The organism is Shouchella miscanthi, from assembly GCF_007725405.1.
Lineage (GTDB): Bacteria > Bacillota > Bacilli > Bacillales > Bacillaceae_D > Shouchella > Shouchella hunanensis.
In genome coordinates this window covers 3,179,084-3,204,639 of the sequence record NZ_CP042163.1, presented here as the reverse complement: position 1 = coordinate 3,204,639, position 25,556 = coordinate 3,179,084, and the positions used below count along the sequence as shown (strand labels likewise).

The window sequence follows — 25,556 nt, the reverse complement described above, 5'->3', positions numbered from 1 at the left end:
TTGTCGACAAGCTGAGATTTAGCATTTGTGGTTTTCTTTATTTAGAAAACTAATTATACGTGAGTGACTCAATCGATACCCAACCTTGTTTATCTTTAGATTCAACAAGGACAAAATCTTCAGTTTGCTCAATTATTTTCACTTCTTCCCCAGTCTCTAGTTCAAATTCTGTCAAATCTCCTTGAGCTGGAGTTGAAAGAAGGAACGTTTTTTCAATTAACGTCGCATGATTGCTTAAAGTGATTTCATCAGAATGATTCGAAACGTCAGAAGGAGTCTCAGATTCTTCTTCAACAACATCAGCATCAACAGATTCGTCTGTGCTAGGCCAAGAGGTAGCTTCTTCAATCGTTTCATCAGAAGGGGTCTCAGATTCTTCTTCAACAACATCAGCATCAACAGATTCGTCTGTGCTAGGCCAAGAGGTAGCTTCTTCAATCGTTTCATCAGAAGGGGTCTCAGATTCTTCTTCAACAACATCAGCATCAACAGATTCGTCTGTGCTAGGCCAAGAGGTAGCTTCTTCAATCGTTTCATCAGAAGGGGTCTCAGATTCTTCTTCAACAACATCAGCATCAACAGGTTCGTCTGTGCTAGGCCAAGAGGTAGCTTCTTCAATCGTTTCATCAGAAGGGGTCTCAGATTCTTCTTCAACAACATCAGCATAACCAGGTTCGTCTGTGCTAGGCCAAGAGGTAGCTTCTTCAATCGTTTCATCAGAAGGAGTCTCAGATTCTTCTTCAACCTCATCAGCATAACCAGGTTCGTCTGTGTTAGGCTCAGAGGTAGCTTCTTCAATCGTTTCATCAGAAGGGGTCTCAGACTCTTGTTCAACAACATCAGCATAACCAGGTTCGTCTGTGCTAGGCCAAAAGATAGTTTCTTCAACAGGTTTTGCAAAACCCATACTAAATATCCGAGCCATAATCTGAATCTTTGGCTGTGCACTTTCTAATTGAACATAGTTTGCAGAAACCCAGCCAGTTTGTGAACCAACCTTTACTTGATGCCAGCCGCTCTTAGTGCTCAAAATCTCAACAGATTGGCCTTTATTTAATGTAGTGAGAACTTTGTAGGAAGTTCCAGCGCCTTCACGTAAATTTAATCGTGCTGTTGTTTCACCAGCTTTTGTTACAATTGTCTCTTCTTTCTTTGCCTCTGACTTAGTGGAAAGAAAGTCAGCAGAAACCCAACCAGTTTGATTGCCGGCTTTGACTTGATACCAGTTGCCTTGTTTTTGAAGAAGCTCTAATTTCTGTCCAACCGGAAGCGTCGTTAAAATTCGATGAGACGTGCCTGCACCCGAACGAAGGTTTAAGCGAGCCGTAGTCGTCGCAGAGCCAAGAGAAGGCTTGTTGTCTCCGACATTATTCCCATTTGTTTTAATGAAGTCAGCAGAAACCCACCCAGTTTGATTGCCGGCTTTAACTTGATACCAGTTGCCTTGTTTTTGAAGGAGCTCTAATTTCTGTCCGACCGGAAGTGTTGTTAAGACTCGGTGAGACGTGCCTGCACCCGAACGAAGGTTTAAGCGAGCCGTAGTCGTCGCAGAGCCAAGAGAAGGCTTGTTGTCTTCGACATTGTTTCCATCGGTTTTAATGAAGTCAGCAGAAACCCACCCAGTTTGATTGCCGGCTTTAACTTGATACCAGTTGCCTTGTTTTTGAAGAAGCTCTAATTTCTGTCCAACCGGAAGCGTCGTTAAGACTCGGTGAGACGTGCCCGCACCCGAACGAAGGTTTAAGCGAGCTGTCGTTGTAGCAGAGCCAAGAGAAGGCTTGTTGTCTCCGACATTATTCCCATTTGTTTTAATGAAGTCAGCAGAAACCCACCCAGTTTGATTGCCGGCTTTAACTTGATACCAGTTGCCTTGTTTTTGAAGGAGCTCTAATTTCTGTCCGACCGGAAGTGTTGTTAAGACTCGGTGAGACGTGCCTGCACCCGAACGAAGGTTTAAGCGAGCCGTAGTCGTCGCAGAGCCAAGAGAAGGCTTGTTGTCTCCGACATTATTCCCATTTGTTTTAATGAAGTCAGCAGAAACCCACCCAGTTTGATTGCCGGCTTTGACTTGATACCAGTTGCCTTGTTTTTGAAGAAGCTCTAATTTCTGTCCGACCGGAAGTGTTGTTAAGACTCGGTGAGACGTGCCTGCACCCGAACGAAGGTTTAAGCGAGCCGTAGTTGTCGCAGAGCCAAGAGAAGGCTTATTCTCTTCAACATTGTCGCTTGTAATGGAGACAAAATCAGCAGAAACCCACCCAGTTTGAAAGCCAACTCTTACAAAATACCAGTTGCCTTCTTTCTTTACGATTTGCACAGTTTGGTCTTTGGAAAGAGTTGTGCGAATCGAACTATTCGTGTTTGGCTGGGCTCGTAAATTTAAACGCGCCGTTGTTTTACCTTCCGCGATAATCTCTTCATCTACTTCTTCAATTTGGTCTTCACTTTCTTGCGAAAACGTTAAAAATTGTCCTGATACATAGCCTTCTACATTTCCAACTTTAATTTGGTACCATTGTCCCGTTTTAGCAATTAACTCAACTCGTTCGTCTTTATTTAACGTAGTTAAAACAGAATGACTTGTACCTGGGCCTGTTCGCACATTTAATCTTGCAGTAGTAGTACCATATGTATTTGGTGGTAATGGCTCAAGTTCATTGTCACCTGGTTGATTTCCTACTGGCTGATTATTGTAGACGGGAACGGAAAATTGCAAATTATAGTTATCGACTAATCCATATAAATTCGCCATCTGGTGGGTTTGCTTGACAGCCCAACCGACATCGGTTGCATACTGGTATGTCCCAGGAGAAGCAGGATTCCAGCGCATTTTATAAAGCGTTGTCTGACCTCTAGCAAAGTAATTGTTAGAAACGAAACGAGCACCACCAATGATGGCATCTTCAGGTGTAAACCAACCTTGATTATAAGCATAGCGGGCGCCTGCTTGTACTGCATTTCCGTCAAAAGCGCCAATTCCGTACATGTTGTAAACGGTTCGACCGTTATATTGAACCCCTCGTGCTAGTTGGGAACCACCATTACCTGTTTCCAATAATGCGTGAGAGATAAGATAGATTTCATTTACGCCATGCAGTTTACTCGCATTAATAAATGTTTGACCATGTCCAGATAGAGTCCCTTTATTAGATAGAAGTTGGGAGTTAATGGACTGCGCACTTAAACCCGCACTAGAGCTTAAGTCAAGAAACTGTAAATAAGCAGATGTTCCTTGATTAAAATTATTAGGATTCATGTAGTAGGCTACATCATTCCTGGACGCGTTTTGCCATCGTCCATTTCGATCAGTTTGTGGTGGGGCAGACAATCCCATTTGTCGGTCGACTGCATCGTTAAATGAGATAGGGTAATGATTTTCAATGACTGTAAAGGAATTTGCGAACGTTGTTTGAAGAGGGAAAGCCGTTGCGATTAGAGTGAGCGCGGAGGCTGATCCACTTGTAACTAGAATTTTCGTTTTTATGATAAACACCTCCGAATTTTGTTATTCCTCAACTATACTTATCGAAACAATTGTTTCATATATTAATAGAATTGAGGAGATTTTTAATCATCTCGCAAATATTTAGAGATCCTGTCACTATACCTCTTATTATAAAGAATAAAACCTAGTTAGAATGACTCATTTTTTCTTTTCTACAAAAAAAGACTAGATCGATGTCTAGTCTCTTCATTTTATTGCGTATAAAGTTCATTTTCAGTGTCTATAGGGAGTTCTAAATGCTCTCTTAATGTTTGTTGCAATGCATATAAGTCTTCTTCAACAGCATCCTCATACCAAATGTTATTTCCATAAATATCTGGGCGCATTTGACCATTCGTATGCACTTGGAGTGTCTCAATGGTATCGATTGAAGAAGCGTAGCCATGTAGAGAGACAATATTTCCGAATGTTAAGTCCATCTGAAGATTGTTTCCAACAGCATCAAACAGATCGTTAAATCGGGTAATGCTAGAAAGAGATGCTGCTCGGTCAATAATAGCTTCAATAACTTGTTGCTGACGAATGCCTCGTCCTTTATCTCCACCACTCTCAGCCGATTTTCTTTCACGAGCATAGGCAAGAGCTTTTTCACCGTCCATATGGGTTGGTCCTTTTGTAAATGTAAAATCGACATTACGACTTTTTTCTTTAAAGTCAAATTCATATGTTACATCAATTTCAATCCCATCTAACGCATCAATAATATCAACTAATCCATCAAAACGGGCTAATGCATAATGATCGATCGGAATATCTAGAAGGTTTTCGACAGTATCAATTGCCATATCAATGCCACCAAAGGCATTTGCATGGTTGATTTTATCGTAAAAAGGTCCCTCTGTATAACCAATAATTTCCGTATACGTATCGCGTGGAATACTCGTTAGTTTAATAGAACGATCCCCTTTATTAAAGGTAGCGACTAGCATAGTATCTGTTCGTTCACCGCCACTATCGCCTTCTCGGAAGTCACTGCCGAGAATAAGCATTGAAAAATTATCTTTACCGATGTCTACAGGCTCGACCCGTAATTCAGACATTTCACCACGATTTAATCCTTGATAAGCGCTAGAAGCTGTATCATTTAATTGATTGACAACGTACCAGGCACCAGTGCCGACTGCTAAAATAGCAATTAACGCTGTAGCTAATATCGTCTTTAAAAGCAGTCGTTTCTTCTTTTGTTTTCGACGATATTTACGCGTATCATCCATTGTATTCATCCCTCATTTCACTACAATTTATAAAAAATAAGTTTGTCAACATTCCAAGGTCAAATTATAGCATAATCTGTCGTGTGAATAGAACGTAAAATAATAGAAATTTTGTCAGATTACTTAACAACTTGTCCCAACTAACGAGAATAATTTGACAGTATAATAAATGAGCTTGTTTTTAGTGGGATAAAGGTTAGAATAATGTGAAAAAATAATAATATACATTATTTTAAGATATGGTATACTGAAAAAACGTGACTATCAAAAAGTTTGTAAAACTATAAATTATAGTCACATTTGTTTAAAAAATTTGTTGCTTTCTACAAAGGGTTCTTTTATACTGACAATAACTTTTACGAAAAAATGAATAAATCTGATTATTGTTTCATAAATTCGTAGCGGAAGTTTAAATCAAAGTTGGGAAATAGAGAGTGATACGAGATGGAGAAACTTGACGCGCTAGATTTTAAAATATTGGATTTATACCAAAAAAACGGTAAATTTACGTATAGTCAAATAGCAAGAGAATTGCACGTAAGTGAAGGAACCATTAGGCAACGCTCAAAGAAAATGGTTAATAGCGGTGTTTTTGACTTTATTATTAAGATTGATCCAATCAAATTAGGCTTAAGCGTAAAAGCGATTATTGGTATAAATGTCAAGGTTGGAAAACAAGATGAGGTTGGGAAATGGCTAGCTTCGTTTAAAGAAATCATTTGCGTTGATTCGGTATCCGGCTATCATCACTTCATCGTGCAAGCCTATTTCAACGACAATGAGCGGCTACTAAGGTTTGTAAATGAAACACTAGCGCAATCAACTTCTATTCATCAACTGGACGTCAGTATACAGCTAAAAGCGTACAAGGATGTTTTAGGTTATTCATTGACAGATAAATGAGATAATCGTAAATAGACTAAACATTTAAATGGTCAGGTGGGATAAGATGTCGGACAATAGACTTCTTCAGATTCAGAATTTAAAAACATCTTTTCGAATTAATAATGAATATTATGCCGCTGTTGACGATGTCACACTCACAGTAAATAAAAATGAAATTCTTGGCATTGTTGGCGAATCAGGTTCAGGAAAAAGTGCTTTAGGGTTTTCTATTCTAGGTTTACATCCAAAAGGTAAATCGAAAATTGAAGGTGAAATAAACTATAAAGGTGAAGATATTGCCAAAGTATCTGAAGCAAGATTACAGAAGTTAAGAGGCGGAGAATTAGGAATGATTTTCCAAGACCCAATGTCAGCGCTAAACCCACTAATGATAATTGGGAAACAACTCGAAGAATCACTTATTTTACATACGGATTTAACAAAAATAGAGCGTAAAAATAGAGTATTAGAGCTCTTACAACAAGTTGGTATTTCAAGACCAGAGGTGGTTTACAATCAATACCCACATGAACTTTCTGGTGGAATGAGACAAAGAGTGGTGATAGGGATTGCCATTTCTTGTAACCCTGCGTTTTTAATAGCGGATGAACCAACGACCGCACTTGATGTAACGATACAAGCGCAAATATTAGGGCTGATAAGCAAGCTTAAAAATGAATTGAATAGTGGCGTTATTCTAATTACCCATGATTTAGGTGTTGTCGCGGAAATGGCGGATAAAGTGGCTGTTATGTATGCTGGTCAAATTGTTGAATTAGCTCCCGTTGAAGAGTTATTTGCAAATCCAAAGCACCCATACACGAGGTCGCTATTACAATCAAATCCAACCAACAATACGGCTAAAACAAAGTTACATGTTATTCAAGGGGTAGTACCTTCTTTAGTGAATTTACCTAGAACGGGCTGTCGATTTGCAGAACGCATTCCATGGATTGGTGATGCAGCTCATGAAGAAAACCCTCAGCTTCATGAAATATCACCACATCATTATGTTCGTTGTAGTTGCTACAAGACATTTGAATTTGCATCTAAGGAGGAAGTAGTGGATGGGATTTCTGCAAATTAAAGATTTAAAAATACATTTCCCTATTAAAGCAGGTATTTTAAAAAGAACCGTTGGGTATGTAAAAGCTGTTGATGGATTAAACATTTCACTAGAAGAAGGAAAAACATATGGTCTAGTTGGTGAGTCCGGTTCCGGTAAGACGACAACTGGACGTGGCATTATTGGATTAAATGATATTACGTCCGGTCAGATCTTTATTAATAATAAAGAAGTAACGAAGCGAAATATAAAAGAGTTTAGAAGAGATGTACAAATGGTTTTTCAAGACCCCTATTCTTCATTAAATCCTAAAAAAAGAATCATAGACATTGTTGCAGAACCATTTAGGAATTTCGAAAAAATGACAAAGCGAGAAGAGCAGCGAGCTGTTCAAGAGCTACTAGAACGAGTAGGTATAAGTCCTGATAGTATTTTTAAATACCCGCACGAATTTTCAGGCGGACAGCGACAACGTATTGGTATCGCTCGGGCAATAGCCTTAAAGCCAAAATTAATAATAGCAGATGAACCAGTTTCTGCATTAGACGTCTCTGTTCAAGCTCAAGTGTTAAATTTTATGCAAGATATTCAAAAGGATTTAAATTTAACTTACTTCTTTATAAGTCATGATTTAGGCATCATACGCCATATATGCGATCATATCGGCATTATGTATAAAGGTAGATTTGTAGAGGAAGGAACACCTGATGACATTTTTACTAACCCGCAGCACATCTATACGCGAAGGTTAATATCCTCTATTCCAGATATTGATCCAACAAAAAGAGGAGATATTCAATTGATTCGAAAGAAAATAAATGAAGAGTATGAAACGAATACACAAGATTATTTTGATCATGAAGGACTTGCATACCCTTTAAAAAGTTTGTCTGAAACTCATAGAGTTGCAATGCCGGAAGGGAGTTAACGATGTGGAAATTTATTGTTAGACGTATGTTAATTGCTGTTCCACAGTTGTTCTTTCTAAGTATACTTGTGTTCATTTTAGCTAGTCAAATGCCAGGTGATCCGTTTACAGGGATGATAGATCCTAGTATTACGGCAGAGCGTTTAGCAGAATTACGGGAGATACATGGGTTGAACGATCCTTGGTATCAACAGTATGGGCGGTGGATAGGAAACGCCATAACAGGGGATTTTGGTCAGTCGTTTCGCTACAAAATGGATGTTACAGAACTCATTGGCGATCGCTTGTTAAACACAGCGGGACTAGGGGTGCTTACCTTACTCTTTTCTTATTTGATTGCCATTCCTTTAGGAATTGTAAGTGGACGCTTTAATGATACATGGGCAGACCGTGCTATTGCAGGTTATACATACGTTGGTTTTGCAGTTCCAAGCTTTATTTTTGGGCTTATTGCACTATTTGTTTTTGGTTTCCGTTTAAACTGGTTTCCTGTTAGTGGAAGTGTTTCTCCTGGTCTTGTAACAGGGACGTTTGAATACTATATAAGTAAAATTTATCATATGACGTTGCCAGCACTATCTCTTGCTCTCATAACGACTGTTGGAACTGTGCAATATTTAAGAAGTGAGATTATAGATATTAAACATAAAGAATTTATCTTAACTGCTAAGGCAAAGGGAGCAAGTGAAAATAGAGTTTACAATAAGCATATTTTCAGAAATTCTCTACTTCCTATCGCTGCCTTCTTCGGATACGAAATTACAGGGATATTAGGTGGTTCTGTTTTTATTGAAAGGGTCTTTAGCTTTCCGGGAATAGGGGATTTGCTAATATCTTCTATAAATAACAGAGATTATAGTGTCGTCACTGCGCTCTTATTACTATCTGGTTGTTTAGCTGTAGTTGGAACAATGTTGTCAGACATTATTTTAAGCATGGTAGACCCACGAATTCGTATTAAGTAAGAGGGTGAGGATTAAAAATGGAAGCACAAAAAAAGATACAAATCGATCCAAGTAAAGATGCACTTATCAAAACACCATCAGGAGCCAAAGTCATACTTGTTGAAATTTTAAAAGATAAAGTTGCGTTAATTTCAGCAATCTTACTACTATTGATCGCTGCGTTTGTGTTTGGTGTTTCAATTATTCTAGATCAAGATCAAATTGTCACGGTTGATTTACTAGCTATTTTTGAACCTCCATCATCAGAATTTTGGTTAGGTACAGATCATGGCGGACGTGATGTGTTTGGTCAATTAATCATTGGTACACGCAATTCTCTTTTAATAGGAGTTGCAGTAACGGTATTGTCTGGACTTGTTGGATTAGGAATGGGGTTAATTGCTGGTTATTTTGGCGGTCATACTGACAATGTGGTTATGCGAATTGTTGATTTCTTCTTAGTACTGCCAACTACAATGATTATCATTGCGTTTGTAGCGGTTGTGCCTAATTATTCGCTTCTTCAATTTACATTAATTATGTCTGCTTTTATATGGATATCCATGGCAAGGTTAATACGTTCAAAAGCTCTACAACAGAGTGAACTCGAATATATTCAAGCAGCCCGTACATTAGGGACGCCGCACTACAAAATTATTTTTAGTCATTTACTACCAAACTTAAATTCTATTATTATTGTAAACTTAACGCTTAGTTTGGCTGCTAATATTGGAATTGAGACAGGACTATCATTTTTAGGGTTTGGATTCCCAGAGTCCACACCAAGTTTAGGGACTCTAATGAGTCACGCGACAAATCCACAGATTTTCGAGCTACGCCCCTGGGTATGGTTACCTGCATCGATTTTAGTTTTAGTGTTGATGCTGTGTATAAATAATGTTGGTCAAGCTTTAAAACGCGCGACTGATGCAAAACAAAGAAGAGGTTAAAAGGAGGAGCAATTATGAAGAAGCTTTTAAAGCCTAAATTTTATTTAGCACCTACGCTTGTTGCCGTTCTAGCACTTGCGGCATGTAGTGATAATGGTGATGGGGGAGGATCTTCTGAACCAAGTGGTACTGGAGAAGAAGAGGGCTCAGAAGAAACCATTGAAAATGAAGATGGTATTTATTCTTTAGACGATTTTGAACCGACAAAAACAGCAGATGGAGAGGCCATTGAAGGTGGCACATTAAATGTTGGTGTTGTAGCTGCTTCCCCTTTTGAAGGCACACTTGATTGGCAGCATTATTCTGGTTCAACTGATGCAGATATCATTGAATTTTTTAGTGAATCATTGTTTAAGATGGATGAAGCCTTTAACATTACAGATGAAGGTGCGGCAACTATTGACGTTTCCGAAGATAACTTAACTTATACGATTACGATAAAAGATAATGTCAACTGGCATGATGGAGAACCTGTAAAAGCAGAAGACTTTGTCTTTGCGCACGAAGTCATTGGTCATAAAGATTATGACGGTGTCCGCTACGATGCTTCGTTAAGAAACATTGTTGGGATGGAAGAGTACCACAATGAAGAAGCGGACGAGATTTCAGGATTTAATATTATTGATGAGAAAACAGTAGAATTAACGTTCAAAGAAGCGAACCCATCGCTAATGAGCGGTGGTATTTGGTACTATGCGATGCCAAAGCATTATTTTGAAGGTGTAGAAGTAGCAGATATGTCTTCATCTGACCAAGTGCGTAGAGAGCCATTAGGATACGGTCCATTCGTTGTGGAAAACATCGTTCCAGGTGAGTCTGTAACGCTGTCTAAAAATGAAGACTATTGGCAAGGGGCACCTCTTGTTGATGAAGTTGTGTTGACAGTTGTAAACCCAGATGTTGTAGTCGAATCGTTAAAAACAGGCCAAATTGATATCGTTACAACATTCCCGGCTACGCAATTTGCAGATAATGCAGATATGAGTAATGTGGATTGGTTGGGCAGAACGTCAAGATTCTACACGTATACTGGGTTTAAACTAGGAACTTGGGATGCAGACGCAGGCGAAGTAGCATATGATCCTGACGCTAAGATGTCTAACCAATCACTTCGTGAAGCTGTCAGACTAGCTGTAAATTACGAAGATTTAGGTAACCGGATGTACAAAGGCTTAAGATATCCAGCAACAACAGTGATTACTCCATACCATGCTTTGTATCATGATGATACGAACCCAGGGTTTGATTACGATCCAGAGAGAGCAAAAGAGCTTTTAGCAGAAGCTGGCTATGAAGATTTAGATGGCGATGGATTTGTTGAAGATCCAAATGGAGAAGAGCTCGTTATCACATATGCTGCTCGTCAAGGTGACGCGACAGCAGAGGCCGTAGCCAATTATGAAATGCAGGCATGGAAAGATATTGGTTTAAATATTGAACTTTTAGAAGGCTCTTTAACTGAGCCAAATGCGTTTTATGATCGAATTGAAGAAGACGATCCGGCGATTGACATGTATACAGCTGGGTGGGGCGTAGGATCTGATATTGATCCATCAAGCTTATTCGGCCCACAAGCAATGTTTAACTACCCACGTTATACAGATGATACGTTAGAGGAAATATTAGCGGATGGGCTTTCTGAAGAATCTTTCGATCTAACATACCGTCAAGAAGTGTATAATGAGTTTCAATCTTATATTAATGAAGTACTACCACTTGCACCAACACTTTATCAAATTGATACATTCCCAATTAATAAGCGTGTGAGCGGGATTTCATATGAAGTTGGAAACAACGATTATGGCTGGCACACAGTTCAGTTAAATGATGAAAACGCAGCAGTTGATTAATAGTTATAGCGAAAGAGCTAGGTAGAATTTCTGCCTAGCTCTTTTCTAAATCCTCTTATCTACTTGCGGCAACCGCCACTTGTAATGAACGGTTAGCATGCGCATGGCAATGATTAAGACAAATAAGCTATATTGCATAATGGGGTGGTCTAAACCTAGTCCGATAATGATGCCGCCCATCAACGCCCAGCCAGCGTAAATGTCGCTATGAAGCACCATCGGTTTTCTACCAGCAAGAACATCACGAAGGATACCTCCGCCTACACCCGTTAAGACTGCGGCAAGCATCATCGCAAAGATAGATTCGTTCGCCGTTTTGGCAAAAAGCGCGCCTTGTATGGCAAAGGCAGATAAGCCGACTGCGTCAAAGAAGACGCCCCATCGGTCCCATAGTTTAAATAAAAACGCAGGTAAAAAGAATAGAATGGTGATAAGGCAAAAGGTAATGATAAACAAAGATGTTTGACTCCAAAAAGCGGAAACGGGTATGCCTACAACAATGTTTCGGATCATTCCACCACCAAAAGCTGTAATAAAAGCGAGTGTATATATGCCAAATAAATCATATTTTTCTTCAAAGGCAACGATTGCGCCAGATAACGCAAAAGCAATTGTGCCAATAATCGTAAAGATTTCCCAAGTGTCCACGTAGCGTCCCTCATTCTTATGTTGTCATATGATATGATAGTAATAACAAGCGGGAAAGTAAAGGGGGATTCTTTAATGAAGAAAGTGATTTTAACTGGGTTCGAACCATTCCTCAATCATGAAGCGAATCCAAGCGAGTTAATCGTGTCAGCTTTAGATGAAAAGGTGATAAATGGGCTGCAGGTAAAAAGTGTTGTGTTACCGGTTTCGTTTCAGCGAGCAGCTGAAATAATGAAAAAATTAATAAAGGAAGAGGACCCAGCAGCCATTGTCATGTTAGGTCTTGCAGGAAAGCGAACGGCTATCTCGTTAGAGCGTATAGCGATTAATGTAATGGATGGTCCAGAAGATAATGATGGAGTCGTTATGAGCGATCAACCGATTAATGAACAAGGACCAGCTGCTTATTTTTCAACGCTACCACTTCGAGGAATAGAGGCAGGAGTAAAGGAACACGATCCACATGTTTATGTGTCCAATACAGCTGGTACTTATGTTTGTAATGCGCTTATGTATGAGACGTTGCATGAGCTAAAGCGCTTGGAAAAACGTGTGCCAAGTGGGTTTATTCATATTCCCTTTACAAAAGAATTAAATGAAACAAACCCGCTCACACATGAAAACCTTTATCAAGCCATAACCGTATTACTTCACAAGCTATCTCTTTCGATTCAAGCGTCTGTTTCTAGATAGACGCTTTTTCCTTGTATCGTTTTGGCTTGCCCATTTGTCAGTTCTGTTATCCAGTCTTTGTATGCATCGATTTGATCAGATTCAACAAAAACATGAACCGTGACAGAATCGGCATAGGTAATTTCTTTTAAAGGATAAGAAGATTGGCGGATTTCATTTTCAATTTTTCCCAGCCACGTATAATCAATCGTTGTTGCCATTGTATAACAGAGTGTACGATTCACAACGCCAATTTGTTTCAATCCTTCACTTACCGAACCACCATATGCGCGAATCAGTCCGCCTGCACCTAATTTAATGCCACCAAAATAACGTGTGACAACAACGGTAGTGTCTTTTAATCCTCGTTTTTTTAGGACCTCGAGCATTGGCACACCAGCTGTCCCACTCGGTTCACCATCATCGTTGGCCTTTTGTATATGATCTGTTTCACCGATCAAATAGGCAGAACAATTATGGGTGGCATTCCAATGATTTTTTTTAATTTCTTGAATAAAATCAAGAGCTTCTTGCTCTGTCGATGTGCGTTTAAAGTGGGAGATAAATCGTGATTTTTGAACCACAATTTCATAATTGCCTGTCTGTTTGACCGTTTTATAGTTCGCTAACAATGGTTTCCTCCTATAATAATTTTTATATTTTTACATATTCACGAAACCGTGATGTAACACTGGTCTGATAGTATTGGCGGTATTCTCTACTACTGAGATAAAAATCGTACTCTTTTACTATATTCGTCTTTCTTTCTCCATCGGATAGTGTAAGATAAGAATAACGGATAGCGGCTTAATTTTAAAGGATAATGCTTTAAGCCCAGTTGCAGCAACGAGCAAACCATTGTTTTTCATAAAGTGGGGATTTAAATGGAAGAAGTAAAAGTTTTAAATCAGATTATTTCTCAAACAATAGATACTGTGTCAACAAGTAGAGAAAAGATTTTTGAAATTGGAGAACGATCTAGAACTGAACATGTATATTTAAGTAAGGAACTCGAGCAAACAAAACAAAAAGTGTTAGAAGTCATTCAAAAAGTGGACAAATCGTCTCTCAATGCAAGGCATGCAAGAAATCGGTTAGCAAAAGTAAGTAAAGAGTTTAATAATTATACGAATGATGAAGTTCGAGCGGCATATGAACAAGCAAGTGAATTCCAAGTCGAAATGGCTGTTTTACAACAGGAAGAAAAGCTATTGCGGACGAGAAGAGACGATATTGAAAGACGATTAAGAAACTTACAAGATACAATAAGTCGTGCTGAGCAACTTTCCGTTCAAATGTCAGTAGTGTTTGATTTTTTAGCTAGCGATTTGAAAAAAGTTGGAGAAATTATTGAAGATGCGAAGGAAAAGCAATCTTTTGGGTTGAAGATAATAGAAGCTCAAGAGGAAGAAAGAGGTCGGTTATCTCGCGAAATTCATGATGGACCAGCTCAAATGATGGCAAATGTCATGTTGCATTCAGAATTAATTGAGCGAATTTATCATGAGAAAGGGATTCAAGAGGCATTAAAAGAAATCCGTGGCTTGCGAATAATGGTTCGATCTTCTTTAGCAGAAGTACGAAGAATTATTTACGATTTACGACCGATGGCTCTTGAAGATCTTGGTTTAGTACCGACTCTCAGAAAGTATTTGGAAAACAGCGAAGAACGTCATGACTTAACCATTCATTTTAAACATTTTGGCATTGATAACAGGTTAGAGCAGCATTTTGAAATTGCTCTTTTCCGGCTTGTGCAAGAAGCGGTTCAAAATGCATTAAAGCATGCAAAGCCTTCAGAGATACTTGTAAAAATTGAAATGAATCGGAATCAAGTTATGGTTGTCGTTAAAGATGATGGCATTGGCTTTAACCCATCTCAAAAAAAAGAAGCGTCGTTTGGCATTATCGGTATGAAAGAGCGAGTGAACATGTTGAATGGATCGATTAAGATCCAATCGGAAATAGAACAGGGCACAAGTATTTTTATCCAGCTGCCTGTAACAACAGTTTAATAATGTAGTCGTTTACGAGAGGTGATAAACAGTGATTGTACAAGAGACAGACGAAATTAGAATTGTCATAATAGATGACCACCCATTGTTTAGAGAAGGAGTTAAACGAATTCTTTCAATGGAACAGAACTTTAACGTAGTAGCAGATGGCGAGGACGGTTCTCAAGTAATTGATCTTGTGCGTAACCATCGTCCAGATGTTATTTTAATGGATATAAATATGCCGAAGCTTAATGGTGTAGAGGCGACTAAAGAACTTGTAAAAGTGTTTCCGAAAGTAAAAGTGTTAATCTTGTCCATCCATGACGATGAATCCTATGTATCTCATGTGTTGCGTACAGGAGCGTCAGGTTATTTATTAAAAGAGATGGACGCTGAATCATTAGTAGAAGCAGTGAAAGTCGTAGCTACTGGTGGAGCTTATATTCATCCAAAAGTAACGTCTAATTTAATAAAAGAATACCGTCGTTTAGCAAAGCAAGATGAAAAGCACCAAGATTCTGTTGGATATAGAGAAGTTGAATACCGTAAGCCGCTCCATATTTTAACGAGAAGAGAGTGTGAAGTGCTTCAGTTAATGACGGATGGACAGAATAATAGAGCAATTGGGGAATCCCTCTACATTAGTGAAAAAACCGTCAAAAACCACGTTAGTAATATTTTGCAAAAAATGAATGTAAATGATCGAACGCAGGCGGTTGTTGAAGCGATTAAAAAAGGATACGTCATTGTTCGCTAAGAAACGATATTATTTCTCGGGAAATTCTTTAATATTTCTTGAATGTCAGGTCTATTTCCGCTAAATTTAAGGGAAGTGACTGATTGTAGAAAAGAAGCGAGGAATAACGAATGATAAAAACCGCGGTAATTACCGATACAACAGCCTATCTAGCAAAAGAGACGATTGAAGAGCTAAAGATTAATACCATTCCTTTAAGTGTTAATTTTTCAGATGGCACTTATAGAGAAGGAATTGATTTAACAACGGAAGCTTTTTATCAAAAGCTTGAGAAGGAGGAAGCGTTACCAACAACTTCTCAGCCAGCGATAGGAGAGTTTGTTGAGTTATTCGATCGTCTTGAGCAAGAAGGTTATACAGACGTTGTTTGTATTCACCTATCTGCGAGAATAAGTGGAACGCTTCAAACCGCTTTATCTGCCGGGGAAATGAAAGAGACGTTAAATGTTTATGGATTTGATTCGGAAATTAGCTGTTCTCCACAGGGGTTCTACGTGCGCTCTGCAGCTAAGTTAGCTCTTGAAGGGAGCAGCGGTGCAGATATACTTACATATTTAGAGAAGCAACAACAGCAAGTCCGCGCCTACTTTATGGTACACGATTTAAACCATTTACGTCGTGGTGGTCGTTTAAGCGGCGCTCAGGCGATTTTTGGAAGTTTGTTACAAATTAAGCCGATTCTCCATTTTGAAGAAGGCCAAATTATGCCGTTTGAAAAAGTAAGGACAGAGAAAAAAGCGCTTAACCGCATGCTAGATTTGTTATTTGATGACTTGAAAAATGGTTATGTAAACGAAATCGCGGTTATTCATGCTAATCGTTTAGAAGGTGCGGAGAGTTTAAAAACAAAAATTCAAGACGCTTATCCTGAAGCGAATGTGGAAATTAGCTATTTTGGTCCGGTAATTGGGACTCATTTAGGACCGAGTAGTTTAGGTATTGGGTGGTGTTAATTCAATAGAAGGAGGTAGGTTGTTGAACAAGAACGACTTCAAAAAGATCCAGCATTTTTTGCATCATCGGTGTATGCTGTCTAGCGAATGGCCTTTTTCAGCTGAATTATTGCTTCAATCTAAACAGAAGCAACTCGTTTATTCAGAACCTGTTTTAGTGTTTGAAAAGGGCATTTGGAAATGTGTACGGTGTGGGAATGATAAGCCGTCACGTTTTTATGATCATTTTTGTCATCATTGTCAAACTACCTGTACGTATTGTCGACACTGTATCCAAATGGGAAAGGCTTCTTCCTGTAAACAGTTTCTCGTTTGGACTGGAGATTCTCTTCACTACGAACCAAAAGAAAACAGTTGTCAATGGGAAGGAGAGCTTTCTCTTTACCAAAAGCAAGCTAGCAATCGGCTTGTAGAAGCAGTTGAACAAAAAAATCAATCCCATCTTATTTGGGCTGTCTGTGGTGCCGGAAAAACGGAAATTCTCTTCCCGATGATTGAAAAAAGCATTGAATTAGGATTCCGAATAGGCATCGCCACACCCAGAACAGATGTTGTAAAAGAATTAAGCCCCCGCTTGAAATATGCATTTCCTACAGTTACCCAAGCCAGCCTCTATGGAGGTAGTCGCGATACGAACCCACTTGCTCAGCTAGTGCTCGCAACAACTCACCAACTGATTCGCTATTCTCATGCCTTTGATGTTCTCGTAATTGATGAAGTAGATGCATTTCCTTACACGTATGATTCCTCCTTACAATACGCAAGTATGCGAGCAAAAAAACCTCAAGCAACGATGATTTTCTTAAGTGCCACACCTTCTGTTAAGTTGAGAAACACGCCTTCGCTTACAGTGACGAAAATCCCGCGTCGATTTCATGGGAAACCAATTCCTTTGCCGTCATTTCAATGGATTGGAAACTGGAATCGACTGCTTCAAAAAGGAACGATACCGCCAAAAATGATTCGTTGGATACAACTCCATGCGGATAAGCCACGATTGATCTTTTTTCCTTCTATTCGCGCATTGAAAAAATGTTCCGCAATTTTAAGTGAACTTCAGCTTGACCATGGTTTCGTTTATGCTGACGCATCAAACCGACATCCAGTCATTCAAGCCTTCAGACAAAAGCGTCTTTCCTTACTATTAACGACGACGATACTGGAAAGAGGGGTTACCGTTGAGAATTTACAAGTAGCAGTGCTTGGAGCAGAGCAACCCATATTTGATGAAGCGTGTTTAGTACAAATTGCAGGAAGAGTCGGTAGAAAACAAGAGTTTCCAGACGGTGATATTCTTTACTGGCATTACGGCATAACCGTATCAATGTTAAAAGCAAGGCACCATATTGATAAAATGAACAAAGAAGGAATGCTATGAGCAGCTGTGTTGTTTGTCAAGGGAAGTTTTTCCAGGAAATATCTGTCCTTTCTCTTTTCACTCCAAAGGTAGAGAGTGTTTGTGAAGAGTGTAGAAAGCAGTTCATTCATTGTACTGGCTGTAAACGATGCCGTAAGCCAAAACGATTTGGTTCTTTTATTGAAGAAGAGTGTGGAGATTGCGTTTGGTGGAGACAGCTATTAGCTGTGGATCATTTAGATGAAAATGTTTCCCTATATGAATATAATGATTTTTTGAAAACCTTGCTTTCGCACTATAAATATCGTGGCGATGTAGCAATTGGGCATATCTTCACATTTTCGTTACAAGAAATTATTTGCAATCGCTTTAACGATTATATAGTAACTGCAATTCCTCTTTCTGAGAAAAGGATGAAAGAACGGGGATTTAATCAGGCTGAGGAGCTCATAAAGCGTTCTGGAATCCATCAGTGTCTAACGCGCACTGACCGAAAAGATGGTCGGAAACAGAGCAAAAAGACCCGGTATGAGAGAATTAGTTTAATGAAAGAAAATCCGTTTAATCTTTTAGAAGCGGAAAAGACGTTTATTAAGGGTAAAAAATATTTAATATTAGACGATATATATACTACAGGGGTAACTGTGCGAATGGCTGCAAAGACATTGCTCGAAGCAGGAGCAGAACGTGTTTCGTCATTAACAGTTGCTAGAGCGATAAAAGGGTAGGGGATTAAACGTGCAACAGCTTGCGAATTGTCGACATTGTGGAGGATTGTTTGTTAAAACGCACCAACCAACGTGTAAAACGTGTCAAATGGAAGAAGAGCAATGGTTAAAAACGATTCGTACGTACTTGAAAGAACATGAGGACGTTGTGGTCACACAACGTATGCTAATGGATAACACGAAGATTCCATTTAAGTTCTTACAATCGCTTATCCGTTCAGGAAGGCTTAAACTTTCTCAGTTCCCTCACTTGGAACACTTTTGCGAAAGATGCCAAAAGCCAACACAAGAGACTCGCTTTTGTCATACATGTGTAAACGAATTAAATGGGGAATTATATCATCATGAAGAAGGAAAGAATGATAAGCTTACATCAGTAAGAGAACAGTCTGATAATCTATCACTCACATATACATTAAAGAAGAATCGATAAAGGAGGCTCTTCATCAATGAAAATTCACTCTTCTCAATACATTCAAGCAAACAAGTTGTATAAGACTCAAGCACAGCCAACAACTGTACAAGAAGATAAAAAAGATAAAGTCGAAATATCGAAAGAAGCATTAAAGTTAAATGCGCAAACAAGCAAAGTGAAAGAAGAGCGATTACAAGAGTTGAAGCAACAAATTGAGCAAGGCACTTATGAATTTCAACCAGAAAAAACAGCACAAGCGATTTTATCTGCATGGAAAGAAAGCGGAGTTATTAAATGAGTGAAGCGCTAATAAAGCAAATGATCGAGATCCAATGTACGTTAATTGAACTAGCAAAACAAAAGGAGAACGCGCTAATCGAAAATCACCTTGAAGACTTACAAGCGATTGTTCGAAAAGAATCGACTCTAGTCTCTAAAGCAAATATTTTGGAGATGAAAATGAAGGAAAGTATTGATTTTTCAGCTGATCACTTTTCCTCACTAAAAGAACAACTGTTACGATCCGTTATGGAACTGAAGCATAGAAACGAACGAAATACATTGTTAATAAAGGATTCACTTTCTTTTGTGAAAGGGTCACTACAATTATTTCAAACAGATCGTTCTGTTTACACAAAAGAAGCAAAATCAAAGTCCGGAAAACTATCCATTTTTGATTCACAAGTATAGGAGGTGTAACGTTGTCAACTTTTTTAGGCATGGAAACGATGAGGCGAGCAGTTGCCGCTAATCAAGCAGCTTTGCAAACAGTCGGAAACAACATTGCAAATGCAGGCACAGATGGTTATACAAGACAGCGAGTAAACATGCAATCAACACCCGGTTATCCAGGAACGGGTCCCTTTGGTCGACCGGTTATGGAAGGAAGGGTTGGTACAGGGGTTGGTATTGATCGTATTCAAAGAGTCCGTGATCAATTTTTAGATAAACAATTTCAACTAGAAGCGCATGTATCAGGAAATGCAGCCATTCAAAGCCGTACTTTTGCTCGCTTAGAAGATTTGTTTAATGAAGGTCCTCTTAATGATGGTGATCTAGGTGGTCTCTCAAGTCAGTTCAACGATTTTTTCAATGGTTGGAGAGAACTGGCAGCTGGTCAAGACAACCAAGCTGTTTTAATTGAACAGTCTGAAGCGGTTATGGATACTCTAGAGTCTCTTGAAAAAGCCTTTCAGTCAGAAATGAGCCTGCTTGAAAAAGAGCGTGAAGGAACAGAAGCTACGATTAATGATTTACTTGAACAAATTGCTACTAATAACCGAGCAATTCAAAAAATCGAAGAGAGTGGCCAAGCGGCGAACGAGTTGTATGACCAACAGGATCGATTAATAGATGAGCTAGCCATTTTATTACCTATTGAAGTGGAACGTACAAGTGCTTATAAAGGGCAAGAAGGTAGCTATGACATAAAAATGTTAAACAGCGATATTGTTCTAGTTAATAGTAGTGACGAGTCATTTTCTCCAGTGAGGTTTTCGGTAGTACAAGAAGATGGCGCTCGCAGTTTACTTATTAATGATGAGTCTTATAGTGAAGTGATGAGTGGAAAGCTAATCGGAATTGATTCTTCTATCTCTCATGTTACAAAAGCTATGGATCAAGTAGAGCAACTTAAGCAACAATTAATGAGCGAAGTAAATGAGCTTATTCCGAATTTCTTTGATGTTACTACAGGTAGAGTATCAGAGTCTATTAAAGCAGATCCGAGTCAATTCACTGTAAGTAAAGAAACTGCACAAGCCGTAGCAAACCTTAGTCAAAAAGATGATTCTATTACACTCCGGTATCAACAAATGATGGGACAGCTTGGTGTGGAGGCGCAAAGCATGCAGCGGAAGACCGATGCAGCTCTTACAAGGTTACGTAATATTGATGGAAATCGAATGTCGGTTAGTGGAGTATCATTAGATGAAGAATTGACGATGTTGGTACAGTTCCAACACTCTTATAACGCCGCAGCTCGTGTGATGACTGCCATGGATGAAATGCTAAACACGGTTATTAATGGGATGGGTATCGTCGGTCGATAAAAGAAAGGAATGGAGTTAATGAGAGTAACTCAATCAATGTTAACGGCAAATACATTACACTATTCACAAGCGAGTTATCAACGTTTATCCACTTTACAAGAACAAATGAGCACACAAAAGAAAATCTCTCGTTTCTCGCAAGACCCCGTTATAGCTGGAAAATCAATGCAATATCGAGGATCAATTGATCAACTTAACCAGTATCAACGTAACTTAAGTGAAGCACATAATCGATTGGATCAAAGTGATGCATCGTTACGGGAGACGAGCCAAATCATTACAAGAATACGTGAGTTAGCTGTGAAAGCATCAACAGATACGTTCGGTGCCGATGAGCGGAAAAGCATTGCTCAAGAAGTAGAGCAATTGACAAACCATTTAGTCACAATTGCCAATACAAATAGCGCAGGAAAATACATTTTTAATGGCGAGTTAAGCAACGTTCCCCCTTTAAAAACATTAAATCCAGCGCAAGTAACTGAGCAAGATTTCAGCGAGCATACGGTTCTTTTTTACAATGGTGATACGTACAGCTATGAAGGAAATGGTCTATTTGAAAGTGAAAGTGGAGAACAAATAACATTTAACGATGGTCAGCTGTTTGCTGGAGACGAGCCCATTCAATCTGAAGATGTGCGAATGATGAACAATCAATTCGCGACTTCTGCTTATGAACTTGAATTGCAGCAAGGAATCAACATAACAGTTGGTGCAGATGCCCACCGTTTGTTTACAACTGAGTTTTTTAGTGATTTATTTCAATTTCAAAAAGCGTTGCTGGATCCAAATGTAAACGCAGAAGACTTAGATACGTTTGTAGGGAAAGCAGACAATCATTTACGCGTTGCTGCAGATGTAAATGGTCAATTGGGCGCAAGAATGAATCGAGTTGACTTAATAGAAGACCGTTTGAATACACAGCAGTTTTTATTAGAGAAAATTAAATCTGAAAATGAAGATGTTGATTTTGAAGAGACTGTAATGAAGTTGCTCGTGGCTGAAACCATTCATTCTGCTGCTCTAGCTGCAAGTGCCAGAGTGTTGCAGCCATCATTATTAGACTTTTTAAGATAGGTGGTTCTTATGCAACTTGAAACAAATTATTTAGGAACAATTGAAGTGGAGGATGGTAACAAACTTCACTTTTCTTTAGGTATTCCAGGTTTTCCAGAAGAAAAAGAGTTTGTACTACTTCCTTTTCCAGAAAGTGATTTTTACCTTCTGCAATCGATTGCGCAAAAGCATGTTGCTTTTGTTTGCTTGAACCCTTTTTCAATTTGGAAAAATTATCACATAGATCTTGATGCCAATACGATTCAACTGTTAGAGGTAGCACAACCGACGGATGTTGCGTTATTTGTCATTATTACGATTCAACAACCGTTTTCACAATCGACGGCGAATCTAAACGCACCTATTATTATTAATACACGGAATAATAAAGGAAAACAACTTGTCCAAGAAGGACAAACGTATTCTTCGAAAGCATTACTCTCCACAAAGGAGGGCGCTTAAATGCTTGTGCTATCAAGGAAGGTTACGGAATCCATTTGCATTGGGGATCAAATTGAGCTGACAATCCTAGAGGTAAACGGAGATCAGGTGAAAATCGGTATCCAAGCACCGAAGTCGATTGATATATTTCGGAAAGAAATAGTCGAGGTTATTGAAAACGAGAATAAGCAGGCTGTTCAATCTGTAACGGTTGATACAATAAAGTCATTGTTTGAGCATAAGAAAGATTCGTAGTAGCTTTTTACATTTCTTTTTTAAGGTGGCGTGGTCATGTCAATGGAGATACAATCAGCTGGTGTTAATCGTTTATTAGAAAGCAATTCTTTTAAACAGGCTTTACCGCAAGCAAAACAACAAGAAACCCTACATGATGAAAAACAGATGGTTGTTCGTAACAAACCGATTAAACGTGCACTATCCTTTCATATTCATACCGATTTAGATCGAGTCTATGTGAAAGTAATTGATTCAGATACAGATGAAGTTGTTAGAGAGGTGCCTCCAGAGCAACTACTAGATTTACTCGCGTCGATGATGAAGTCTGCGGGGTTAATTATTGATCGGCAAGTATAAAAAGAGGTGAACCATATGCGGTTATCGGGGTTATCTTCTGGTCTTGATATTGATCAGATGATGAAAGATCTTATGAAGGCAGAACGAATGCCAGTAAATAAATTAGAAAAGAAAAAAACGGAACTAGGCTGGAAAATGGATCAGTATCGGGAAATGAATTTAAAACTTCGTGCCCTGCATACGTCCATGTTCGATTCTATTATGCGTGCGTCTTCTATGCAGCGAAGGTCTGTATTGTCTTCCAATGAAGCAATCATAACAGCCACAGCTTCTTCAAACGTAGGAAATACGAGTTTTACAATTAATGAAGTCAAGCAATTGGCAACATCAACAACTGCTATCGGCGGCTCCATTTCAAAAACAAATGAACAATCTGATTCAGTAACAAGTAAAACGTTATTAAAAGATATTGCAACAAACGATATGGAATGGATAGTTGGCAAGCGCACGAGAGAAGCGGTACAAGTTGACGAAAATCATTCCATTAAACTCAAGGAACCACTAGCAGACGGTGTAAAGCACATTCTGATTCAAGGACAAGCGTATGAAATTGTCAGTGATCAAGCTGGAGAGCTAGGTCGAAATCAAGTAGCAATGGACGATTCTGGAAGACTTACTTTTCATGAAGATGTAACGCTCTCATCCCAAGTGCAAGTTGAGTATATAGCTGGTGTTGAAGATGAAGAGAAGGCTCAGCGCTTCACATTTAATTCTCTATCGGTTATGGCCAATGAAAACGGGGACTACAATACAACGTCTTTTTATTTTAGTGAGAATGACTCTATTCAATCTGTTGTGACGACAATGAATCAGTCAAAAGCGAATGTTACTGCTTTTTTTGATGAGCACCAGAAGACATTTGTACTGACGAGTAAAAGTACTGGAACATTTAACCGAGATGAGAAGGAACTTACGTTTGGTGGTAGTTTGTTTACTTCTACTTTTGGCTTGAATGAAGTCAAAAACGGGCAAAATGCACAATTTACACTTAACGGACTCGAAACAGAAAGAAGAGAGAACATTTTTTCAGTTAGTGGTATGACAATTACGCTAAAAGATACAACGAATCAGGCGATTACGTTGACAGCTTCAACGGATGTAGATTCAATCTATAAAACAATTACTTCGTTTGTAAATGAGTATAATGAGTTAATCGATTTTATGAACGGTAAAGTGAATGAACGCTACTATCGTGATTATGACCCATTAACGGACGAAGAGAGAGATTCTTTGTCAGAGGCAGAAGCAAAACGCTGGGATGAACGAGCCCAAAGCGGTTTATTGCGTAATGACTCACTCCTTCAAACTAGTTTAAATCAATTAAGAAGTAGTCTATATAAACCAATATCAACAGGAGGCGCATTCACGCATCTGTCGCAAATTGGCATTACAACTACTAGAGATTACGCTGATGGTGGAAAGTTAGAAATAAATGAAGATAAGCTAAGACAAGCGATTGAGAACGACCCTGAAGCTATTTTTACTCTGTTCAACGGGAATCAAGAAACGGAAGGTTTAGCCCAATCTATGCGGCGGGATTTGCAGCGTTCCATGTCCTCCATTGCCAGAAGAGCTGGAGGATCAGAAGGTTTCCATGAGGCTCATCAATTTACAATTGGCCAACAAACACGTACCATTGACCAACAACTTAGCAATTTTGAGCGGAGGCTTGAACAAAAAGAGGCGAGGTATTGGAGACAATTTACTGCAATGGAACGAGCAATGCAAATGGCCAATCAGCAAAGTGAATCATTATTTAATCTATTATACAATTAAGGGAGGCAGCACATGCTGAAGCAAGCAGCCTATAAACAGCAATCTGTACAAACAGCCTCGCCTGGCGAGTTAACACTCATGTTGTACAATGGTTGCCTTAAACAACTACGAATTGCAGAAAATGCTATTAAGGACAATCATTTTCAGCAAAAAAATGAGGCACTTACAAAAGCAGAGGCCATTATAAAAGAGTTAATGATTACGTTGAAAACGGATACCGAAGTTGGTGAAAATATGATGAGAATGTACGAATACATTCATTATCAATTAATTGAAGCCAATATAAAAAGTGACCTGATGGCCTTGCAAGAGGCACAGGGCTACGTCGTTGAATTTAGAGATACGTGGAAAGAAGTTATTAAATTGGATCGTCAGAATCGTTTTGGGGGCGTTACACCGAAATGACAGCTGAGTCCAATCCTTTCTCTCTTTTAACAAAAACTCTTCTTACTCATCTTGAGACAGGTCTGCCGTCTGAAGACGATCAGAGAGATGCCTATATTGATCAAGTGATGCAGTTATTAAATGAGCGACAGCAACTAATAGAGCATATGTCGATTGATGAGATAAAAAGTGGATTTCTAGAGGCAGAAGAAAAAAAAATAACTGAATTTCTTTCTACACAGCGAGGAGAAGTAAAACAAGATATCCAACGTTTTAATAAACAAAAAGATGGACGGTATAAATACCAGCGTACGCATGCGCCAACGCAAGCTGGTGTGTTTTTAGATAAAACATCTACGTAACAACTTTGCTTCAATGTATAAAAATA

General features: G+C 38.9%; 27 protein-coding genes. 23 read left to right on the top strand and 4 right to left on the bottom strand.

The window, feature by feature from the left end:
- Positions 1-49: 49 nt before the first annotated feature.
- Both FPV17_RS16295 and FPV17_RS16290 read right to left on the bottom strand, forming a co-directional pair.
- A complete protein-coding gene (locus FPV17_RS16295; RefSeq protein ID WP_144559468.1) occupies positions 50-3,493 on the bottom strand; it encodes an SH3 domain-containing protein in 3,444 nt (1,147 codons plus the stop codon).
- Positions 3,494-3,696: 203 nt separating this feature from the next.
- Complete coding sequence (locus FPV17_RS16290; RefSeq protein WP_035394680.1) at positions 3,697-4,719, bottom strand: LCP family protein; 1,023 nt, start codon at positions 4,717-4,719, stop codon at positions 3,697-3,699.
- Positions 4,720-5,163: 444 nt separating this feature from the next.
- On the opposite strand from FPV17_RS16290, the gene FPV17_RS16285 reads away from it, so the two are divergent.
- From FPV17_RS16285 to FPV17_RS16260, 6 genes are read left to right on the top strand one after another with little or no spacing between them, the layout of a single operon-like run.
- Entirely contained in the window at positions 5,164-5,622 is a 459-nt protein-coding gene (locus FPV17_RS16285; protein ID WP_035394677.1) for an Lrp/AsnC family transcriptional regulator, read from the top strand.
- Between the two features lie 46 nt (positions 5,623-5,668).
- On the top strand, positions 5,669-6,691 hold the full coding sequence (locus tag FPV17_RS16280) for an ABC transporter ATP-binding protein (RefSeq protein ID WP_035394675.1): 1,023 nt from the start codon (positions 5,669-5,671) through the stop codon (positions 6,689-6,691).
- Positions 6,672-7,598 carry an ABC transporter ATP-binding protein gene (locus tag FPV17_RS16275; protein WP_035394674.1) on the top strand — a complete coding sequence of 309 codons (927 nt, stop codon included), beginning with the start codon at positions 6,672-6,674 and terminating at the stop codon, positions 7,596-7,598. Before FPV17_RS16280 ends, FPV17_RS16275 begins: the two co-directional genes overlap by 20 nt.
- Before the next feature lie 2 nt (positions 7,599-7,600).
- Positions 7,601-8,563, top strand: coding sequence for an oligopeptide ABC transporter permease (gene opp4B, locus FPV17_RS16270; protein ID WP_035394672.1), 963 nt, complete (start codon positions 7,601-7,603; stop codon positions 8,561-8,563).
- Positions 8,564-8,580: 17 nt separating this feature from the next.
- Entirely contained in the window at positions 8,581-9,492 is a 912-nt protein-coding gene (locus FPV17_RS16265) for an ABC transporter permease (protein ID WP_035394671.1), read from the top strand.
- A 14-nt stretch (positions 9,493-9,506) separates the two neighbouring features.
- Positions 9,507-11,342: an oligopeptide ABC transporter substrate-binding protein gene (locus FPV17_RS16260; RefSeq protein WP_144559467.1), complete on the top strand. Its 1,836-nt coding sequence runs from the start codon at positions 9,507-9,509 to the stop codon at positions 11,340-11,342.
- A gap of 45 nt (positions 11,343-11,387) precedes the next feature.
- Here the strand turns inward: FPV17_RS16260 and FPV17_RS16255 are convergent, their stop codons facing one another.
- Positions 11,388-11,990: a trimeric intracellular cation channel family protein gene (locus tag FPV17_RS16255; protein WP_144559466.1), complete on the bottom strand. Its 603-nt coding sequence runs from the start codon at positions 11,988-11,990 to the stop codon at positions 11,388-11,390.
- Positions 11,991-12,065: 75 nt separating this feature from the next.
- Here FPV17_RS16255 and FPV17_RS16250 point away from each other — a divergent pair, with 75 nt between their 5' ends.
- Positions 12,066-12,683, top strand: coding sequence for a pyroglutamyl-peptidase I (locus FPV17_RS16250; RefSeq protein WP_186370635.1), 618 nt, complete (start codon positions 12,066-12,068; stop codon positions 12,681-12,683).
- Here FPV17_RS16250 and FPV17_RS16245 read toward each other — a convergent pair.
- Positions 12,662-13,294: a YigZ family protein gene (locus FPV17_RS16245; RefSeq protein WP_035394665.1), complete on the bottom strand. Its 633-nt coding sequence runs from the start codon at positions 13,292-13,294 to the stop codon at positions 12,662-12,664. The two genes, FPV17_RS16250 and FPV17_RS16245, sit on opposite strands and share 22 nt — an antisense overlap.
- A gap of 252 nt (positions 13,295-13,546) precedes the next feature.
- Here FPV17_RS16245 and FPV17_RS16240 point away from each other — a divergent pair, with 252 nt between their 5' ends.
- The 16 genes from FPV17_RS16240 to fliT all read left to right on the top strand — a co-directional run bounded on the left by FPV17_RS16240 (position 13,547) and on the right by fliT (position 25,530).
- Positions 13,547-14,677, top strand: a complete 1,131-nt coding sequence (locus tag FPV17_RS16240; RefSeq protein WP_144559464.1) for a sensor histidine kinase — start codon at positions 13,547-13,549, stop codon at positions 14,675-14,677.
- A gap of 31 nt (positions 14,678-14,708) precedes the next feature.
- Positions 14,709-15,416, top strand: coding sequence for a response regulator transcription factor (locus FPV17_RS16235; RefSeq protein ID WP_081762106.1), 708 nt, complete (start codon positions 14,709-14,711; stop codon positions 15,414-15,416).
- A 113-nt stretch (positions 15,417-15,529) separates the two neighbouring features.
- A complete protein-coding gene (fakB, locus tag FPV17_RS16230; protein ID WP_144560513.1) occupies positions 15,530-16,369 on the top strand; it encodes a DegV family protein in 840 nt (279 codons plus the stop codon).
- 22 nt (positions 16,370-16,391) lie between these two features.
- Positions 16,392-17,747, top strand: a complete 1,356-nt coding sequence (locus FPV17_RS16225; RefSeq protein WP_144559463.1) for an ATP-dependent helicase ComFA — start codon at positions 16,392-16,394, stop codon at positions 17,745-17,747.
- Entirely contained in the window at positions 17,744-18,454 is a 711-nt protein-coding gene (locus FPV17_RS16220; RefSeq protein WP_144559462.1) for a ComF family protein, read from the top strand. Before FPV17_RS16225 ends, FPV17_RS16220 begins: the two co-directional genes overlap by 4 nt.
- A gap of 10 nt (positions 18,455-18,464) precedes the next feature.
- Entirely contained in the window at positions 18,465-18,887 is a 423-nt protein-coding gene (locus FPV17_RS16215; protein WP_052007864.1) for a hypothetical protein, read from the top strand.
- Positions 18,888-18,903: 16 nt separating this feature from the next.
- Complete coding sequence (gene flgM / locus FPV17_RS16210) at positions 18,904-19,167, top strand: flagellar biosynthesis anti-sigma factor FlgM (RefSeq protein WP_052007862.1); 264 nt, start codon at positions 18,904-18,906, stop codon at positions 19,165-19,167.
- Positions 19,164-19,559, top strand: a complete 396-nt coding sequence (gene flgN, locus FPV17_RS16205) for a flagellar export chaperone FlgN (protein WP_144559461.1) — start codon at positions 19,164-19,166, stop codon at positions 19,557-19,559. Before flgM ends, flgN begins: the two co-directional genes overlap by 4 nt.
- A gap of 11 nt (positions 19,560-19,570) precedes the next feature.
- Positions 19,571-20,920 (top strand): flagellar hook-associated protein FlgK, encoded by a 1,350-nt coding sequence (gene flgK, locus FPV17_RS16200; RefSeq protein ID WP_144559460.1) that lies wholly within the window; start codon positions 19,571-19,573, stop codon positions 20,918-20,920.
- Positions 20,921-20,938: 18 nt separating this feature from the next.
- Complete coding sequence (gene flgL / locus FPV17_RS16195) at positions 20,939-21,994, top strand: flagellar hook-associated protein FlgL (protein ID WP_186370634.1); 1,056 nt, start codon at positions 20,939-20,941, stop codon at positions 21,992-21,994.
- Between the two features lie 9 nt (positions 21,995-22,003).
- Positions 22,004-22,435 carry a flagellar assembly protein FliW gene (fliW, locus tag FPV17_RS16190; protein ID WP_060703674.1) on the top strand — a complete coding sequence of 144 codons (432 nt, stop codon included), beginning with the start codon at positions 22,004-22,006 and terminating at the stop codon, positions 22,433-22,435.
- Entirely contained in the window at positions 22,436-22,669 is a 234-nt protein-coding gene (gene csrA, locus FPV17_RS16185) for a carbon storage regulator CsrA (RefSeq protein ID WP_035394655.1), read from the top strand.
- Positions 22,670-22,705: 36 nt separating this feature from the next.
- Entirely contained in the window at positions 22,706-23,008 is a 303-nt protein-coding gene (locus FPV17_RS16180) for a flagellar protein FlaG (protein ID WP_035394652.1), read from the top strand.
- 15 nt (positions 23,009-23,023) lie between these two features.
- On the top strand, positions 23,024-24,784 hold the full coding sequence (gene fliD, locus FPV17_RS16175) for a flagellar filament capping protein FliD (RefSeq protein ID WP_144559458.1): 1,761 nt from the start codon (positions 23,024-23,026) through the stop codon (positions 24,782-24,784).
- Between the two features lie 12 nt (positions 24,785-24,796).
- On the top strand, positions 24,797-25,189 hold the full coding sequence (fliS, locus tag FPV17_RS16170) for a flagellar export chaperone FliS (protein ID WP_144559457.1): 393 nt from the start codon (positions 24,797-24,799) through the stop codon (positions 25,187-25,189).
- The gene (gene fliT, locus FPV17_RS16165) at positions 25,186-25,530 is read left to right on the top strand and encodes a flagellar protein FliT (RefSeq protein ID WP_035394649.1); all 345 of its coding nucleotides are present in this window, start codon (positions 25,186-25,188) and stop codon (positions 25,528-25,530) included. Before fliS ends, fliT begins: the two co-directional genes overlap by 4 nt.
- The last annotated feature ends 26 nt before the right edge of the window (positions 25,531-25,556 follow it).